We start from the raw sequence: 17,954 nt of genomic DNA, 5'->3' as shown, positions 1-17,954 counted from the left end.
AATGAGAGGGCTCGTCATTTGTTGGATACTAATTGGTGGAGTAGGTTTCTTTATCTTCCCATGGTATGTAACAGGTGACGGGTTTTTCTCAATCAATTGGATTTTAGAGTATTCTTTAGAAGATTACGGCTCTGCCCTACCTCAAGTTTTCATCAATAAAAAATATTGGCTATTCCCATTAATCTTTCCATTATTTTTACCATTAACTACAATTAAATTAAATCAAACCAATCCTCTGTATTCAAAAATATTTTTGTACTCAGGTTTATTTGGTTTTTTTTATTTTTTCTTACAAGGGTTCTCTGTTGGGATCCGAGGATGGAATTATGAAATATTCCAATCAATTTTTGGAGATGTAGAAAATCAATATGGAATGGGTTCAGGTGCAGTATTAACATGTTGTGCTTTTATATTTTATATTACTCATGGTCTTGCTTCTCGTGGATGGTTAAATGGAGATAATTTTATTGTTGGAAGTATTGGAAGTATAATTATTTTAGTATCTACTTTTGTATTTTTTCCAATATTTAGAATGTTTGGAGTAGCCTTCAAGGGAACTGAAGGTGGTTACGAAATAAGTAATTTTTCAGAAAAAATTTTTAACAAAGGGATATGGGGATTAGATTGTTTATATAGTGATTATGCTTGTGGTGTTTTCTGGAACACTATTACCATGGGTACACTTACAGCTTTTTCATCCACAATTTTAGGTTTAGGTTTTGCACTTTTAATAGCAAGAACCAGCTTTAAATTTAAAAAAACAGTTAGAATATTATCTGTTTTACCAATTATTACTCCTCCATTTGTAATTGGTTTAGCTATCATAATTTTATTTGGAAGAACTGGAGTTGTAAGTTCATTTCTTGAATGGGGATTTGATATTGAACCTTCAAGATGGATTTATGGTTTACCAGGGATTTGGTTTGCACAAACTCTTGCTTTCACGCCTATTGCATTTCTAGTTTTAATTGGTGTTGTAGAAAGTGTTAGCCCATCAATGGAAGAGGCATCACAAACATTAAGGGCTTCAAAGTGGCAAGTTTTTAAAACTGTTACATTACCTTTAATGAGGCCAGGAATAGCCAATGCATTTTTACTTGGCTTTATTGAAAGTTTAGCAGACTTTGGAAACCCTTTAGTCCTTGGAGCTGAGTACGATGTTCTATCTACTGAAATATTTTTTGCAATTGTTGGTGCACAATATGATGAAACTAAAGCAGCAATACTTGCAATGATTTTATTATCTGTTGTCTTAGTTGTTTTTTATCTTCAAAATCAATGGTTAGGAAAAAAATCTTATATTTCAATTTCAGGTAAAGGAGATAGTGGTGTTCATCCTGAACTACCAAATAAAACTAAATGGGTCATTTACTCAACAGTGCTGCCATGGGCTTTGTTAACTTTTATTATCTACGTCATGATTATGTTTGGTGGATTTGTAGAGATGTGGGGCATTGATCATAGCTTTACTTTAAAACATTACATTGAAGCCTTTAGTGTAGAATGGGTAGAAGATAGAGGTTTCTTGTGGACTGGAACTGCATGGAACTCATTTAATACAACATTTACAATTGCTTTGATTTCATCTTTACCAACTGCTGCAATAGGAATTTTGACTGCATATCTTTTAACAAGACATAGATTTAAAGGTAAAAATGCTTTTGAATTTGGTACCATGTTAAGTTTTGCAATACCTGGTAGTGTTATTGGTGTTAGTTATGTTTTTGCTTTTAACATCCCACCTTTAGAGCTAACAGGTACAGGGATAATTTTAGTAATTGCATTTGTATTTAGAAATATGCCAGTTGGTGTAAGAGCTGGAATAGCTGCCATGAATCAACTCGATCCTCATTTAGATGAAGCTTCTTCAACTTTAAATGCATCAAGTGCTCAAACTTTTAGAAATATAATTCTTCCATTGCTTAAACCAGCAATTACGGCTTCATTAGTATTTAGTTTTGTAAGAGCAATGACAGCAATTAGTGCTGTTATCTTCTTAGTCAGTGCAAATTATGATCTAGCAGTATCTTATATTTTAGGAAGACTCGAAAATAATGACTATGGTTTAGCGATAGTATATTCATCTGCTTTAATTGTAGTAATGTTGTTTACAATTATGTTAATGCAATTAATAATAGGAAAACGTAAACTAGGAAGAAGAGATCAAAACTCATCAATTTTACAGGGAATTTAGATAATGAAAAAAGCTGAAGTAAAGTTTGAAAATATTACAAAGAAATTTAACGAAACTACAGCAGTTGATAATGTTAGTTGTAAATTTGAAGCTGGAACATTGACAACTTTGCTTGGTCCATCTGGATGTGGAAAAACAACTTCACTAAGAATTATTGCAGGTCTTGAAAGAGCTACAAGTGGAAAAATTTTAGTTGATGATGAGGACGTAACATTGCTACCTGCAACGGATAGAGATGTATCCATGGTATTTCAATCTTACGCTTTGTTTCCGCATATGAGTGTATTGGAAAATGTTTCTTATGGATTAAAAATGATTAATGTTAATAAAGAAGAATACGTTCAAAAATCATTAGAAACATTAAAACTAGTAAACCTTGAAGGATATGAAAATAGAATGCCTTCAGAATTATCTGGAGGACAACAACAAAGGGTTGCTGTTGCAAGAGCGATAGTATTGGAGCCAAAAGTGCTTCTGTTTGATGAGCCTCTTTCAAACTTGGATGCAAAATTAAGAAGACAAGTAAGAGAAGATATTAGGGAAATCCAACAAAAGTTGGGGGTAACAACTATTTATGTAACACATGATCAAGAAGAAGCTTTAGCTATTTCAGACAAAGTAATCGTAATGAACAATGCAGTGATTGCTCAAGAAGGCAGTCCAAAAGATCTTTATAATTTCCCTAGAAACAAATTTGTTGCAAACTTTATTGGTGATGCAAATGTTGTGAAAGCCGAGGTTATAAATAAAAATTCAAATTCATATGATATCAATATAGCTGAAATGAATATCAAAATTCAAAGTGACAACGAGTTAAATGGAGATATTTCTGTTGCCTTAAGACCGGAAAAAATATCAATTGATAGAAATAAAGGTGATAATTGTATCCATGCTACTGTAAATAATGCATCTTTTGTGGGCAGTAGTTATCAATATATTTTAAATTCTAAAGTTGGGAAATTATATGTTGTATCAGGTGATACAAATGACATTTTTAAAGTTGGAGAAGAAGTTTTCTTGAGTATAAATGAGCAAGAAGTAAAAATTCTTAACGACTAAAATTATGCTTTCAAACAAAGAAATTATCTGTCCAAACAAACTATTAGATATAGCTCATGGTAAAAAAGGAGTTAAAGTTGCAGTAGTAAATGCTGGTAAACCCCTGCCCATGCTGTCTGTTCAAGATGCTGTAAATGAAAATCTAATTGAACCAGTATTTATTGGTCATGAAGTTGAAATACAAAAATGTGCTGAAGATCTTGGTTGGGATATTTCAAAATATGAACTTATCCATGAACCAGTTGAAAACAATACAGCAAAAATTGCAGCTAAACTTGCTAGTGAAGATAAAGTTAAAATAATTGTTAAGGGACATATTCATACTGATGTCCTAATGAAAGAAGTTTTAAAGAGAGAGTACAACTTATTAGGAAAAACTAGATTAAGTCATATCTGGCATATGACAGTTGAAAAAGAAGATAAGCCATTAATTATAACTGATGGAGCTTTAAATGTTTTGCCAAATATTAAAACCAAAATGCATATTCTGAAAAATGTAATAAATTTTTCAAATCGTATTGGAATTGAAAGACCAAAAGTTTCTGTATTATCTGCAACAGAAGAAGTTTTAGAGAGTGTACCAAGTTCAATTGAAGCCGCTGAAATAACAAAACTTGCTAAAGAAGAAAATTTGAACGCAGATGTATTTGGACCTTTAGCATTTGATAATAGTATTTCTAAAAAATCTGCTGGAATTAAAGGAATTAAAAATTTAGTTGCAGGAGAAGCTGATGTACTATTAGTTCCAAGTGTTGAAACTGGAAATGCCCTAGTTAAAATGATGATTTATTTCATGGGTGCATGTGCTGCAGGAGTTGTAGTAGGAGGAAAAGTTCCAGTTGTAATAACTAGTAGATCTGATGAAGCGCAAGCAAGATTAGCATCAATAGCTGCGGCAGTAGTAGCTTTGGACTAAATGATTAATTGAATTTTATAAAAAATTAACCTAAAAAACTTTAAATTTAAAAGGAGAGAAATGGCAATTACATACTTAAAAAAATCACCAAAAACATCATCAACTGACGATACAAAAACAAGAGAAATAGTTGAAAATATTCTTAAGGATATTGAAACAAGCAAAGAAGAAGGTTGCAAAGAGCTTTCAAAAAAGTTTGATAAGTATGAAGGTGAAGTAGTTATCTCTAAAGAAAAAATTGAAGATATTAAAAAAAATTTAGATCAAAAAACAAAAGATGATGTCCAGTTTGCTCATGAAAGAGTAAGAAAATTTGCGGAAGCTCAATTAAAAAATTATGGTCAAGATTTTGAAGTTGAATTGTCTGAAGGTTTATATGCAGGTCAAAGATTAATTCCTGTTAATACAGCTGGATGTTATGTACCTGCTGGAAGATATGCTCACATCGCATCAGCAGTAATGAGTGTAACAACTGCTAAAGTTGCTGGGGTCAAAAATATTTTAGTATGTAGCTCTCCAAAACCTGGTGTTGGCGTTCATCCAACTATTGTTTATACAGCTGATCTTTGTGGTGCAGATGTAATTATGAACCTAGGTGGTGTTCAAGCAATTGCTGCAATGACAAATGGTTTATTTGGAAATGCTCCAGCTGATATATTGGTAGGTCCTGGAAACCAATTTGTTGCTGAAGCTAAAAGAATTTTATTTGGTAAAGTAGGTATTGATTTATTTGCAGGTCCAACAGAAATTGGAATTATTGCTGATGAAAACGCAGATCCAGAAATCGTTGCAGTAGATTTAGTTGGACAAGCAGAGCACGGATATAATTCACCAGCTTGGCTTTGGACAACAAGTAAAGAATTAGCAGAAAAGGTTATTAAAAGAGTGCCTGAGCTTATCGCTGATCTTCCTGAGTTACCAAGAACTAATGCTGAAGCTGCTTGGAGAGATTACGGAGAAGTTGTTCTTTGTGATACAGATGAGGAAATGGCTACGATTAGTGATGAGTACGCACCTGAACACTTAGAAGTTCAAACTAAAAACTTAGAATGGTTCCATAAAAGATTAAAAAACTACGGTTCTTTATTTATCGGTGAAGAAACAACTGTTGCTTATGGTGATAAATGTTCAGGAACAAACCATATTCTACCAACTAAAGGTGCTGGAAGATATACGGGTGGTTTATTTGTTGGTAAATTTATCAAAACTTTAAGTTTCCAAAGAATGACTAAAGAATCTACTGAACTTGTTGGAGCAGCTGCTGCTAGACTTTCAAGATATGAAGGGATGGAAGCTCATGCAAGAACTGGTGATGTTAGATTGAAAAAATACGGTTACTAAACAATTTATTAAATAGGATTTAACATGAAAAAATTTGAGGAAGTAATGAGCGTCAGCAATGAAATTGAAAACATCACTGCTGAAGAAGCTAAAAAGAAATTAAACGATCCTAATGTTCAATTTATTGATGTTAGAGATAAAGAAACCTTTTCTAAAGGGACTATTGGAAATGCAATGCATTTAGATAGAGGTTTGCTAGAATTTTATTTAGCTGAAGGAAGTCCTATTGAAAATGATACTTTTAAAAATAATCCTGACAAAGAATATGTTGTATTTTGTGGTTTAGGTGGACAAGGAACTCTTGCTACAAAAACAATGAAAGAAATGGGAATTAAGAACGTTAAAAATATTACAGGCGGTATGTCTGAGTGGGATAAGTTAAAAGATTAGTCCTTAATTAACTCTAAAACATCAATTCCTATTTGCTTAAGTATATGTATTAAGTCTATAGGCACCCAATTTTCTCTAATTTTACCTTCGTGGTGATGGTAAAAATCCATTACTCTCATAGTAACGTTTTGATTATTAGATTTGTATCCTAACCAGTCATCTGACCCATAAATTGCTTGTATGCTATGCCAGCCAGCAGTCATTGAAAAGTTTCCATCACCAAGTTCACAATAATGTCCTAGCTTCCAGTAATTTCTTTCTTTAAAAGTTTTTCTAAATGGTAGCTGATGGTTATCAACAAATCCCTCTAGGTTTCTTCCAGTACCTATTCCACTTGGCCCATACCATATCATTTTATCATGCCAAAATTCACTTTGTGGATGATTAATTAATTTTTCTTTTAATTCTTTATCTGAATTAGTTTCCAACTCTGGCTTTATGTTCAAGCTTCTTTGCATCGTTAAAGATTGGTCTAAACTTGCTTCAGAAACTTTCATATCTTTTTCAAAATAATTTACACCATCGGTATTAATTGGATTTAGCCAATTTCCCTCTGAACCTCTTGAAGGTTTGATTGGATTTTTTCCTATTTGAAATATCAAATCTAATAAATCAATTAAGATATAACTCTCTACAATTTTATCATTTTTCAATTCATGGACTTCGCAGCATTTAAGATTGACCATTTTATTAATTGGCTTTATCCCGAATATAGGTTTTTTGAAAGTGCCTGAAAGCATAGATACTGATCCAACTTGAACTTTATCTCTAAATGTACCTCCAATAACTATCTGTTCTCTTCTCTCAATGTCTGGAAAAGCTTCAAATAGAGGTCGCCAAAATTTTTCTTTAAAATTACTTGCACCTTCGAATTCGTTAACTGGGTGAAAACAATTAACTTTTACATCTTTATTAAAATAATTTTCTATATTTTGATCTAATTTAGATATTCCACCTTCTATAATTGTTTTTAAGTAGTCTCTTACTTTTGTTTTATTATTGAAATTTTCTTCAGGTGTAATTTCTAATTTTTTTACACCTTGCTGTTCTTTTAAACCTGTATCAAATTGTTGTATTGGCATTTATTTTAATTTAAGTAGGGTTAATATCATAATTCAATTAGAAAAACATATGGAAAATAGATTAGCAAAATTTAATGAGCTAGTTCCAAGCACCCTACCCTTTGTAGAAGGAAAACTTGAAGGTCACAAAGAAAGAAAAAATTATTCTATAGTTGGACCTGGTGTAGCTGAAGATAGCAAACAATTTATAAAAATTGCTATGCCTCATAGTTTTAATTTAGGCGCTGTGTCAGCACTTCCCCAAAATGGTTCGGGCCTACATAGTCACACAACTGCAGAAGTATTTGTTATTTATTCTGGTAGATGGAGATTTTATTGGGGAGCAGAAGGTAGAGATGAAACAATTTTGAATGCTGGTGACATAATTTCAATGCCAACTAATATGTTTAGAGCATTTGAAAATGCAGGTGACGAAGAAGGATTAATTTTTGTTGTTTTAGGTGGAGATGATCCTGGAATAATAACTTGGGTTCCAAGTGTTTTGGAAAAAGCAAAAAAAACAGGTATGGCACTTTTAAATGATAATTCGTTAATTGATTTATCTATTAATCAAATTCCGGAGGGAAAAACAATTCTTGAGCCTATTTCTCAAGAGGAAATTAAAAAATTTGATAACTATAAATTGAATCAACTAGAAAAGTTTATATGTAAAAGTAATGAAAATTCAAAATATGAAAATAAACTAAATGAGAACATTAATTTAATTCAAATTCTTGGAAATAAATTTGAAAAAAAAGAATTCTCACCAGTGATAAATCAAGATACAGGATTTAATCTTTCGATTTTAAAATCCAGCAAAGGTCATATAACTAATTTAAAATTTGAAAAACCTACAATAATGTTCTCAAGAACTGGAAAATGGGAAATAATGATTGATGATTTTCACTGTGTTTTAAATGCTAAAGATACAATTTCTATTCCTATCAATTCAAAAGTTAATATTAAAATAGATGAAAATGAGGACAGTTACTTAAATTGTGTAACACAAATCTAATGAAAGGTTTTGATCCAAAATATAAAAACTTTCCTGATTACATACTAAAAATAACTAAACAAATTTGGGAAAATAAAGATGTTGAGTCTATTGGTCAATTTTATAGCGATAACATTCCAGTTAGATCACCATTTGGTGTCACCTATGGAAACAAACCTGTAATCGATGCTACTTATGCGACCTTAAAAGAATTTCCTAACAGACAATTGCTTGGAGAAGATGTGATTTGGAATGGAAATGATGATATTGGTTATCATTCATCTCATAGAATTTTAAGTAAAGGAACACATCTTGGTGATGGTTCATACGGCAAACCAACTGGTAAAGATATTTATTATAGGGTAATTGCTGATTGTGCATGCAAAAATAATCAAGTCTATGATGAATGGATTGTTCGTGATCAAGGAGCGATGGTAAGACAAATAGGATTTACACCAAAAGATTTCGCTCTAATGCTTATAGATAAAGAAGGCGGCGTTGAAAAAGCAAAACAATTATTTAATTCAAATTCTGAGATGAATTCAGATTATAAACAAGGCGTTGTACCAGATGATTCTGCTGGAAGTAAATACTCCGAAATATTAAAAAATATCTTTAAAGATGATTATGATTTTTCTGACTATGCAAGAGCTGCAACCATTTATTGGCCTGGAAACAAAATCGGACATGGGAGAGAAGATATAATCAAATTTTGGAATGCTTTAAAAAATACTTTGAGTGATATGAAGTTTTCTGTTGAGCACATTGGTTATTTAGAAGAAGCAGATAAAAATCCTAAAGCATCAATACGATGGTTTCTGCAAGGTAAACATTCTAAAGATACTGAAGAATTTGGAGAAAAATCAAATAAAAATATTTTTATAATGGGTATAAACCATGCAGAAATAATTGATGAAAATGTTATAAGAGAATGGGTTTTGTTTGATGAGGTTGCAATTTGGAAACAAATTTTAATGAAATAAATTATGAGTAAAATTAAAACAACACATGTAGGAAGTTTACCAAGATCAAATGAATTGTCTGATCTTTTATTTAAGAAAGATCAAAAAGAAAAAATAGATTTAAATCAATTTGATGAAATTGTTCAAAGAGATGTAGATAATATTGTTAAAAAACAAATAGAAGTTGGAATTGACTATATTAGTGACGGTGAAATGTCTAAGATTAGCTATGCAACTTATGTTAAAGATAGAATTGATGGCTTTTCAGGAGAAAGTGAAAGAAAAGCACCAAAAGATTTAGATGATTTTCCATCTTTTAAAGAAAGAATTGCAAGAACAGGTGGTACTCCTACTTACACAAGACCTTGTTGTACAAGTGAATTAAAAATTAAAGATAAAACTTCCCTAACAAAAGATATAAATAATTTTAAACAAGCTTTAGAAAAAAATAATCATAAAGATGCGTTCATGAATGCTGCTTCTCCAGGAGTTATTTCAGCTTTCTTACCCAACAAATTTTATAAAAATGATGATGAATATTTAGAAAATTTATCTAACCTGATGAAAGATGAATATGAGGAAATTACATCAAATGGATTAAAACTTCAGTTGGATTGTCCAGATTTAGCTCTTGCAAGACATATGACTTTTAAAGATTTGTCTGAAAAAGAATTTTTAATTAGAGCAGAAAAACAAATAGAATGTTTAAATAACGCTATTAGTAATATTGATAGTTCTAAAATAAGAATGCATATTTGCTGGGGAAATTATGAAGGACCACATTTACATGACATTGCACTAGAAAAAATTATGCCAATAGCTTTAAAGGCTAACATACAAACTTATTTAATTGAGTCGTCAAATCCAAGGCATTCTCATGAATGGCAAATTTTTGAAAATTTAAAAATTCCTAAAGACAAAATAATTGCTCCTGGAGTAATCGACTCAACCACAAACTTTGTCGAACATCCCGAGGTTGTAAAAAATAGAATTTTAACTTATTCAAAAGTAATTGAGAAAGATCAACTAGTTGCTGGAACAGATTGTGGTTTTAGTACCTTTGCTGGCTTTGGAAATGTTGATGAAAATATTGTTTATAAGAAACTAGAGTCTTTGGTACTTGGCGCAGAACTTGCGTCAAAAGTGATTTAATTTCCTCTTTAATTTAAACTTTGTAATAGATATAGTTTTTGAACTTAAATTATAATTTAACAATAAATATAAAGAGAGAAAACATATGAGAAAAATACTAGTTACTTTATTGTTTTTACTTTTTGGAACTTCTGCTTATGCAGATTGTAACATTAAAAGTGGTTCAATAAATATTTTGGCTAATGATTTTCCTGCATTAAGAACTTTCGTTGAAACTTCTAAACAATGTAAAGGAAGTGCAGATTTTAAAGTGACTCATTCATCTGAACACAATAAAATCGCAGTGCCAGCTCTTACTGCAAATCCATCTGAATTTTCAGCTAGAATTGCAGCAAACAGTTCAATCGTTCCTTTAATGAACCAAGACTTAATAAGACCTTTAGATGATCTTGTTAAAAAATATGGAAAAGGAATTCAAGACTCTCAATTGATCACAATTGATGGAAAAGTAATGGCTGTAGCATTTATGGCTAACACTCAACACTTATACTATAGAGAAGACGTTTTAAAAGATCTTGGTATAGCTGTTCCAAAAACATATGAAGAGGTAGTTGCTGCTTCTGAAAAAATTAGAGCTTCAGGAAAAATGCAATATCCATATGCTGCTGCTTACAAGGCAGGTTGGAACCTAGCTGAGGAATTTGTGAACATGTACATTGGTCATGGTGGTGAATTCTTTAAGTCTGGAAGTGCAGAACCAAATGTAAATAATGCAAAAGGTGTTGCTACTTTAAACATGCTAAAAAAATTATCTGAATTAAGTAACCCAGATTATTTAACACATGATAGTGAAGCTATTAAAGTTGAATGGGAAGCTGGAAATGTTGCTTTAATGACATTATGGGCTTCTAGATCAGGTACACTTTTAGATGATGAAGGTGATGCTAATATTACTAAAGCTACAAAACTAACAGGTCCAGCAACTGTTGGTGGTGGAAATATCCCAGCTGCAACTTTATGGTGGGATGGATTCACACTTGCAAAAAATAGACCTGATGCTGATGCTGAAGCAACATTTAGAGCTTTAGCGCACGCTGCATCAAACAAGAAAATGGTTGCTGATGCTGCTGACCAAGCTGTTTGGTTAGTAGAAGGATTTGTTCCAGGACCAAAATCTATTGGTGTAATTGAAGCTGTAAAAATGGGTGCAAAACCATATCCAATGTTACCACAAATGGGTTTAATGCATGGTGCATTAGGAAGTGAGATTGTTGAGTTTTTACAAGGTAAAGAGTCAGCTGAACAAGCATTAAAAGATGTTGAAGCTGCTTACACTAGTAAAGCTAAAGAACAAGGCTTTCTATAAAATCTAATATTTAAGTGGGGATCAAGTCCCCACTTAACAAAAATTTTCAATGCCTAATAAAACTTTTTTTTGGTTTTTTTTACCAACAGGATTAGCAATGATCCTTTTTATTGGGCTTCCTATCATTTCTACCGGAGTTCAATCTTTTTACGCTCAACATGATCAAGTAGTTAAAGAGGTTAAAAAATGTGATCCATTTGGCTGCACTGTTTCAATTGTAGTCGATAATGAAGCAACTACTAAAATAAGAGAAGCAAAACCTCTTGGAAAATTTAATGGTTTTGGGACGTATATAGATAGAAACCATTTAGCAACAGAGGAAATAAAAAAATTTTGGAATGAAACAGAAACTTTTGGTGAATTTGTTGATCAAGTAACCAATCTACCATTTTATAAAGCGCTAATCTTTACATTAACTTATTGTATATTTGTAACTCCAAATGTTTTGTTATTAGGTTTTATTATAGCTTTGAGTTTAAACGCAGTCTCAAGAAAAATTAGAGGTCCTTTAATCTTTGGTACTATTTTACCAATGATTGTAACTCCACTAGTTGGATCTTTAGTATTATTTTGGATGATAGACTCTCAAGGGATAATCGGAGCTAACATTCAAAATTTAATGAATGATCCATATTTATCTTTGAAATCCTCTAAAACTCTCACATGGATAACAATTATAATTTATGGAATTTGGCATCACTCCCCTTTTGCATTCGTAGTTTTTTATGCTGCACTTCAAACTGTCCCTCAAGAACCTATTGAAGCTGCAATTATTGATGGTGCTTCAAGATTTCAAAGAATAAAACATATTGTGCTACCTCATATCTACCCGGTAGTAACATTTGTTGCATTAATATCATTGATGGACAATTTTAGAGTATTTGAACCAATTATAGGTTTTAGTGCTGAAGGTAGTGCGCAATCTCTTTCATGGTTAATTTACGATAACCTGGTAAATGAAGAAGTGATTTTATTTGGTTCTGCTGCAGCGACATCAATGATGACAATCATCGGAATAGCTATTTTGCTTGCCCCTGTATTAGTTAGAACATGGAAAGAATTTAAAACTGCGAGATAAATATGGATTACGGTTTAGATAAAAAATCAAATACTTTAAAAACATTTAATACTATATTTATTATTTCTTGGTTATTAGTTGCATGTTTTCCATTTATTTGGACTTTTTGGGGATCATTTAAAGTAAGAGCAGACTTTTTTTCAAGGTCAGACTGGTGGTATGCAATTTCAGCTTTCAATACATTAATTGAAACTGGTGAAAAGTTTACAACAAATGCTTATCATGAAGCTTGGTTTGAAGGTGAATTTTGGAAAGCGTCCAAAAATACGATTATTGTTACTGTGTTTGTTGTTAGTATTTCATTGTTTTTGGGAACTCTGGGAGCGTACGCTCTTTCAAGATCAACTGAGAAATACGCATTTTGGATTTTAATGGCAGCTTTAATCTTTAGAGCTATGCCACATATAACTTTAGTCTCGGGTTATCTATTTCCATTTTTTGAATTACAAATATGGGGAATACTGCCAACAACTATTGTTGTTTTAGTTGCTATTAATCAACCATTTACTTTATGGTTACTCTATTCATTCTTTAAAACAATTCCAAAAGAGCTTGATGAAAGTGCGTTGATTGATGGATGTTCATATTTTCAAGCATTCAGGCATATTATAATGCCTGTGATGTGGCCTGGAGTTATTACTGCTGGACTATTTAGTTTAATGCTTGCTTATAATGATTTCACGGTAACAGCTTTACTACTAAATCAAGAAAATCATACAATGGTTCCAAAGATACAAAGTTATTTAGGAACTAATCAACACGAAGGTAATCTAATGTGGGCAGTTTCAGCGGTGGTGTCTGCAACAGCACCATTGTTTATGTTGGTAATGTTCTTCCAAAGACAAGTTATCAGTGGTTTAACTACTGGAGCTGTAAAAGGTTGAAGAAATATTACAAAGCTTTGTTATTCGGTTCTATTGGAACTCTCGTTGAAACATCAGAAATTCAGAGAAAATCCTTTAATGAAGCTTTTAAAAAAAAAGGATTGGATTGGTATTGGACTAAAAAGAAATATATCAAACTATTAAACAAATCAGGCGGTAGAGATAGAATAACAGAATATGCAAGAACAAAAGATATTAAAGTTAATGCTAAGCAATTAAGAGATTTAAAAACTAAACTATTCAATAATTACTTAAAGAAAAATCATTTAAAATTAAGACCAGGTGTTAAAAATATAATTAGTCTTTGTAATAAAGAAAAAATTAAACTAGCTTTTGTAACCTCTACCTCAAAAAATAATATTAATTCTATTCTTTTCTCATTAAGAAAATCAATTAGTCAAAAAAACTTTAATTTTATTGGAAGTTCAAAATTGGTTAAAAATTTAAAACCAAATCCAGACATATACCTTCTTGCATTAAAAAATCTTAAATTAAAACCTAAGGAATGTTTAGCTATTGAAGATTCTCAAGAAAGTTTAAACTCTGCAGTTAATGCAAAAATTAAATGCATAATTTTTCCAGGAAAGTTTCACTTAAATAAAAAGTTTAAGAACGCTTTTAAAAAATTAGAGAAATTAAATAAAAATATTATTCTGAGATAAAATTATTTACCAGATTATTAAATCTATCTGGTTCTTCTAAGTGAACATTGTGACTGCAATTTTCAAATATTTCTAGTCGACTATTTTTAATATTTTTATTTAACGTGTCGACTTGTTGAAAATTGTAAGAGATATCTTTATCACCCCATATAATTAAAGTGTCATTTTCAATGTTTTTCAAATTATCAATACCACTCCAATTTTTCATTGCAAGCAAAGCGTTATCAGCAGTTTCTAATGAAACATTTTTAACTGCATTGGCGCATAAAAAATAATTTTTATCCTTATCACCTTTTACAAACCATTTAGGAGGAACTCTTGAAAATGAAGCTTCAGTACCCTCTTTCTTAAGTTTCTCTCTTGTTTCATCCATAGATTCAAATCTACCGGGGATATCTCCAATAGATCCTGTTGCAAAACAGATCAATTTATTAACTCTATCACCAATTAATTTTGTTATTTCTTGAACAATCATTCCACCCATTGAATGTCCAATTAAATTAAATTTTTCGATTTTTTTTTCATCTAGTATTTCAATGATTTTTTTTGCCATCGCATTAATAGAATTTAATGATTGTGCACTATGACTTTCACCAAAACCAGGAAGTGCTGGTGCAATAACTCTAAAATTTTTTGAAAAGTAATCTTTTTGAAAGCACCACATCTCTGAGGAACCTAAATATCCATGTACTAAAACAAATGGAAAACCTTCACCTTTATCATCTACAAAAATATTGCTCATAAAATCTTAATTATCATTTCCTTCAAAATAAACAAAACTAAAAAACTCATAAAAACTATGATGAATATATTTATTACCTGCCATATTTTTTTGTCATTAGCATACTTAGAAAGGTAATTTGATAAATATCCTAGAATAAAAAAAAATAAAAAAGAAGCTAAAGATGCGCCTATCGCAAATGAAAATTTTTGATTTAATAAGTAATTCTTAGAAAAGTTTCCAAGAATAAAAACTGTATCAGAGTAAACATGTGGATTTAAATATGTGAACCCCAATGTTTTTAAGAAAATATTTAACCTTGATACCGTACTAACATTACTTTGAAAATTAACTTCTTTGTAATGAGTTTTAATTTTTGAATAAATAAAATGAATTAAAAAAACCACTAAAAGAAGGTTAAAAATAAATTCTACTATTGGGTTAAAATATTGATTAAAAAAATGAAATAAAAAAATTCCAAAAAAAATTAATATTAAATCAGAGACTGAGCAAATAAAACAAACTAGAAATACATGTTGTTTTTTTAAACCTTGTTCAATTACAAAAATGTTTTGAGCACCAATTGCTAAAATTAAACTTAGGCCAGTAAAAAAACCTAACAGTGCGTATTCCATTGATTTTTCTTAAACTCTTTTTCTACCCTGAACAACTCTATCAAGAATAAGAGCTACAAATAATATAGCAACACCTGCTAAAATACCTTGCCCTACATTTGCGTATTGAAGTGCTTCTAATACATCTTGACCTAAACCTTTGGCTCCAATTAATGATGCTACAACTACCATTGCTAAACTTAACATTACTGTTTGGTTAACACCTGCTAATATAGATGGAGTTGCTAATGGTAAATCTACTTTTCTAAGCAAATACCATTTGGATGCACCATAAGCGATTGCAGCTTCTCTAATTGTTTCAGGCACTCCTCTTAAACCAAGAACAGTTAATCTAACAACAGGTGTTCCACCGAATATCATTGTAATAATAACTGCAGCAACTTTTCCAGTTCCGAAAAATGCTATTACAGGAATCATGAATACGAAAGCAGGCATAGTTTGCATGAAATCCATAATCGGTCTGATCATTGAATAAAATCTTTGTCGCCTTGCACAAAAAATTCCAAGAGGAATACCAATTACAATACTTAACACTGCTGCTGTTCCTAAAAGAGCTAATGTTGTCATAGCTTTAACCCAGAAACCTAAAAATCCCATGTAACATAAAAATCCTGCTGAATAAATTGCAGCTCTAGGTCCTGCCGCTAATCCAGTTAAAGTTACAATGGTTGTTATAATTACTATCCAAGGAGTTTTTACAAATAGTAACTCTAAGAAATCTAGTACTGATCTAATACCTATTGTAATTGCAGTAAATAACGCATCTCCTTTCAATACTGCATAATCAAAGATCGTTTCTACCCATTTTATTGATGTTAACCTGATATCTGGATGAGTTGGGAAATCATCCATTAATGTGATGACACCAGGAAAACTATAATGCACTACAGAAAAAAACATAATAACTGCAGCAAACATTGTACTCGAGACGAAATTCTTAACTTGCATTCCAGGTCTTAGAGTTTTGTCTGATAACCATTCTGAATATCTTTTTTCTAATATCGAGTTAGCTAGTATTCCTTGAACAACTTTAACGGCAATTAACAATCCAATACCAAAAATTGTAATCCAAATAGCTGATGACTCAATCCTTGCTACTTCATCTATGTAGCCTTGCATTGCATCTTCAAGTGATTTGATATTTCTTTTATAAACCTCAACTTTGTCTGGATTGTTTGTTATAGCTGCTTCTAACTGTTTGTTTCTAAAAGCTATAGTTGACTCAACTTGTTTAATTTTTTCTACAGCTTCTTTAGTAATATTACCAAACAAACCTCTTATTATTTGAACAACAGAAAAAGTTTCAATAATTAGAAAAGCTAAAGCCCAATTCCAAATATTTCTCATTCCAAACCAAATAGGTCCTAGAATTCCAGCATACAAATTAAATGAAAATGAAAAAGAAGGTTTGCTTCCAATTTTTTGAAATTCTTTAATATAATATTCGGGATTAGATTTAACAAAATCTGTAATTAATTCTGATCTAGTTGGATTATGTATCTGTTTATTCTCCATCTCCACCCTCTATAACCGCCTTTAAAAGATCTGATTGTGTTAACACACCAACATTATTTTGATTATTATCTTTAACTACCAATGGTCCTTCACTAGATTTTGATAACTCAATTAGTTTGCTTAATAATTCATTCTCTCCAATACTTTTGCTGTTTTCATTTAATTTTCCATTAACACTCTCGTAACTCTCAATAGATTGCATAATTGTTTTTGCTTGAACAACTTTAAGTCTTGAAATTCCTTTTACAAAGTCAGCAACATATTCGTCTGCAGGACTTACAACTATTTCTTCAGGTGTACCTATTTGGATTACTTTTCCATCTCTCATAATAGCAATTCTGTGTCCTACTCTTACTGCTTCATCTAAATCATGAGTAATAAATACTGTGGTTTTTTTCATTTGTTTCGAGAGTTTTATGAACTCAGCTTGAAGCTGTCTTCTTATCAGTGGATCTAATGCACTAAAAGGCTCGTCCATTAACAGAAACTCTGGATCAGCTGCTAATGCTCTTGCAAGACCTACCCTTTGTTGCATTCCTCCAGATAGTTCGTGAGCAAACTTATTACCCCAACCTTGTAGCTCTACAATTTCTAAAATTTTATTTGCAGCATCTAATCTATCATTTTTGCTTACACCTCTTATCTCAAGCGGCATTGCAATATTATCAACAACAGATCTATGAGGCATGAGTGCAAAGTTTTGGAAAACCATACCTATTTTTTTATTTCTTAATTCTTGAAGGTTTTCTCTATCTAAGGCCATTACATCCTGACCATTGATTAAAATTTTCCCTGATGTTGGCTCTAAAAGTCTATTAATATGCCTTACTAATGTAGACTTTCCACTTCCAGAAAGCCCCATAACACAGAATATTTCACCTTGTTTAACATCAAATGAAACATCTGAAACTCCAATAACTGAGTTGTAATTTTCTAAGGCTTCTGTTTTTGAAATTTTTTTATTTTGGATTGCATCTAATGCTTCTTTAGAAGTATTGCCAAATACTTTCCAAACATTTTGAATTTGTATTGCTGAACTCGATGAATCCATTTTTGTCTTTTGTTATTGGAAAATATACTCGGC

General features: G+C 31.2%; 17 protein-coding genes. 12 read left to right on the top strand and 5 right to left on the bottom strand.

Annotated elements, in window-relative coordinates:
- Nucleotide 1 precedes the first annotated feature (1 nt).
- Genes ACTTAO_RS06210 through ACTTAO_RS06190 form a run of 5 tightly spaced genes read left to right on the top strand, consistent with a single transcriptional unit; the run spans nt 2 to nt 5,900 of the window.
- The gene (locus ACTTAO_RS06210) at nt 2-2,194 is read left to right on the top strand and encodes an ABC transporter permease (protein ID WP_440691461.1); all 2,193 of its coding nucleotides are present in this window, start codon (nt 2-4) and stop codon (nt 2,192-2,194) included.
- A 3-nt stretch (nt 2,195-2,197) separates the two neighbouring features.
- Entirely contained in the window at nt 2,198-3,253 is a 1,056-nt protein-coding gene (locus ACTTAO_RS06205; RefSeq protein ID WP_440691459.1) for an ABC transporter ATP-binding protein, read from the top strand.
- Between the two features lie 4 nt (nt 3,254-3,257).
- Complete coding sequence (locus tag ACTTAO_RS06200; protein WP_440691457.1) at nt 3,258-4,169, top strand: bifunctional enoyl-CoA hydratase/phosphate acetyltransferase; 912 nt, start codon at nt 3,258-3,260, stop codon at nt 4,167-4,169.
- 60 nt (nt 4,170-4,229) lie between these two features.
- A complete protein-coding gene (gene hisD / locus ACTTAO_RS06195; RefSeq protein ID WP_440614200.1) occupies nt 4,230-5,510 on the top strand; it encodes a histidinol dehydrogenase in 1,281 nt (426 codons plus the stop codon).
- A 24-nt stretch (nt 5,511-5,534) separates the two neighbouring features.
- Nucleotides 5,535-5,900, top strand: coding sequence for a rhodanese-like domain-containing protein (locus ACTTAO_RS06190; RefSeq protein WP_440691455.1), 366 nt, complete (start codon nt 5,535-5,537; stop codon nt 5,898-5,900).
- On the opposite strand, the gene ACTTAO_RS06185 is transcribed toward ACTTAO_RS06190, so the two are convergent.
- Nucleotides 5,897-6,982, bottom strand: coding sequence for an ester cyclase (locus ACTTAO_RS06185; protein WP_440691453.1), 1,086 nt, complete (start codon nt 6,980-6,982; stop codon nt 5,897-5,899). The two genes, ACTTAO_RS06190 and ACTTAO_RS06185, sit on opposite strands and share 4 nt — an antisense overlap.
- A 49-nt stretch (nt 6,983-7,031) precedes the next feature.
- On the opposite strand from ACTTAO_RS06185, the gene ACTTAO_RS06180 reads away from it, so the two are divergent.
- From ACTTAO_RS06180 to ACTTAO_RS06150, 7 genes are all read left to right on the top strand, one after another.
- Complete coding sequence (locus tag ACTTAO_RS06180; protein ID WP_440691451.1) at nt 7,032-7,976, top strand: cupin domain-containing protein; 945 nt, start codon at nt 7,032-7,034, stop codon at nt 7,974-7,976.
- Complete coding sequence (locus tag ACTTAO_RS06175; RefSeq protein WP_440691449.1) at nt 7,976-8,938, top strand: ester cyclase; 963 nt, start codon at nt 7,976-7,978, stop codon at nt 8,936-8,938. The genes ACTTAO_RS06180 and ACTTAO_RS06175 overlap by 1 nt, the downstream gene beginning before the upstream one ends.
- 3 nt (nt 8,939-8,941) lie before the next feature.
- Nucleotides 8,942-10,069: a cobalamin-independent methionine synthase II family protein gene (locus ACTTAO_RS06170; RefSeq protein WP_440691447.1), complete on the top strand. Its 1,128-nt coding sequence runs from the start codon at nt 8,942-8,944 to the stop codon at nt 10,067-10,069.
- Nucleotides 10,070-10,154: 85 nt separating this feature from the next.
- The gene (locus tag ACTTAO_RS06165) at nt 10,155-11,375 is read left to right on the top strand and encodes an ABC transporter substrate-binding protein (protein WP_440691445.1); all 1,221 of its coding nucleotides are present in this window, start codon (nt 10,155-10,157) and stop codon (nt 11,373-11,375) included.
- 49 nt (nt 11,376-11,424) lie between these two features.
- Nucleotides 11,425-12,453 carry a carbohydrate ABC transporter permease gene (locus ACTTAO_RS06160; RefSeq protein WP_440691443.1) on the top strand — a complete coding sequence of 343 codons (1,029 nt, stop codon included), beginning with the start codon at nt 11,425-11,427 and terminating at the stop codon, nt 12,451-12,453.
- Nucleotides 12,454-12,455: 2 nt separating this feature from the next.
- Nucleotides 12,456-13,337: a carbohydrate ABC transporter permease gene (locus ACTTAO_RS06155; protein ID WP_440618252.1), complete on the top strand. Its 882-nt coding sequence runs from the start codon at nt 12,456-12,458 to the stop codon at nt 13,335-13,337.
- Nucleotides 13,334-13,999, top strand: coding sequence for an HAD-IA family hydrolase (locus tag ACTTAO_RS06150; protein WP_440691441.1), 666 nt, complete (start codon nt 13,334-13,336; stop codon nt 13,997-13,999). Before ACTTAO_RS06155 ends, ACTTAO_RS06150 begins: the two co-directional genes overlap by 4 nt.
- Here ACTTAO_RS06150 and ACTTAO_RS06145 read toward each other — a convergent pair.
- Genes ACTTAO_RS06145 through ACTTAO_RS06130 form a run of 4 tightly spaced genes read right to left on the bottom strand, consistent with a single transcriptional unit; the run spans nt 13,986 to nt 17,921 of the window.
- Nucleotides 13,986-14,741: an alpha/beta fold hydrolase gene (locus ACTTAO_RS06145; RefSeq protein WP_440691439.1), complete on the bottom strand. Its 756-nt coding sequence runs from the start codon at nt 14,739-14,741 to the stop codon at nt 13,986-13,988. The two genes, ACTTAO_RS06150 and ACTTAO_RS06145, sit on opposite strands and share 14 nt — an antisense overlap.
- Nucleotides 14,738-15,355 carry a LysE/ArgO family amino acid transporter gene (locus ACTTAO_RS06140; protein ID WP_440691437.1) on the bottom strand — a complete coding sequence of 206 codons (618 nt, stop codon included), beginning with the start codon at nt 15,353-15,355 and terminating at the stop codon, nt 14,738-14,740. The genes ACTTAO_RS06145 and ACTTAO_RS06140 overlap by 4 nt, the downstream gene beginning before the upstream one ends.
- Before the next feature lie 9 nt (nt 15,356-15,364).
- Nucleotides 15,365-16,870 (bottom strand): ABC transporter permease, encoded by a 1,506-nt coding sequence (locus tag ACTTAO_RS06135; RefSeq protein ID WP_440691435.1) that lies wholly within the window; start codon nt 16,868-16,870, stop codon nt 15,365-15,367.
- A complete protein-coding gene (locus tag ACTTAO_RS06130) occupies nt 16,860-17,921 on the bottom strand; it encodes a quaternary amine ABC transporter ATP-binding protein (protein ID WP_440691433.1) in 1,062 nt (353 codons plus the stop codon). The genes ACTTAO_RS06135 and ACTTAO_RS06130 overlap by 11 nt, the downstream gene beginning before the upstream one ends.
- Between the last annotated feature and the right edge of the window lie 33 nt (nt 17,922-17,954).

This window comes from Candidatus Pelagibacter sp. HIMB1782, assembly GCF_052047475.1.
GTDB lineage: Bacteria > Pseudomonadota > Alphaproteobacteria > Pelagibacterales > Pelagibacteraceae > Pelagibacter.
This window is presented reverse-complemented; position numbering and strand designations above follow the sequence as displayed.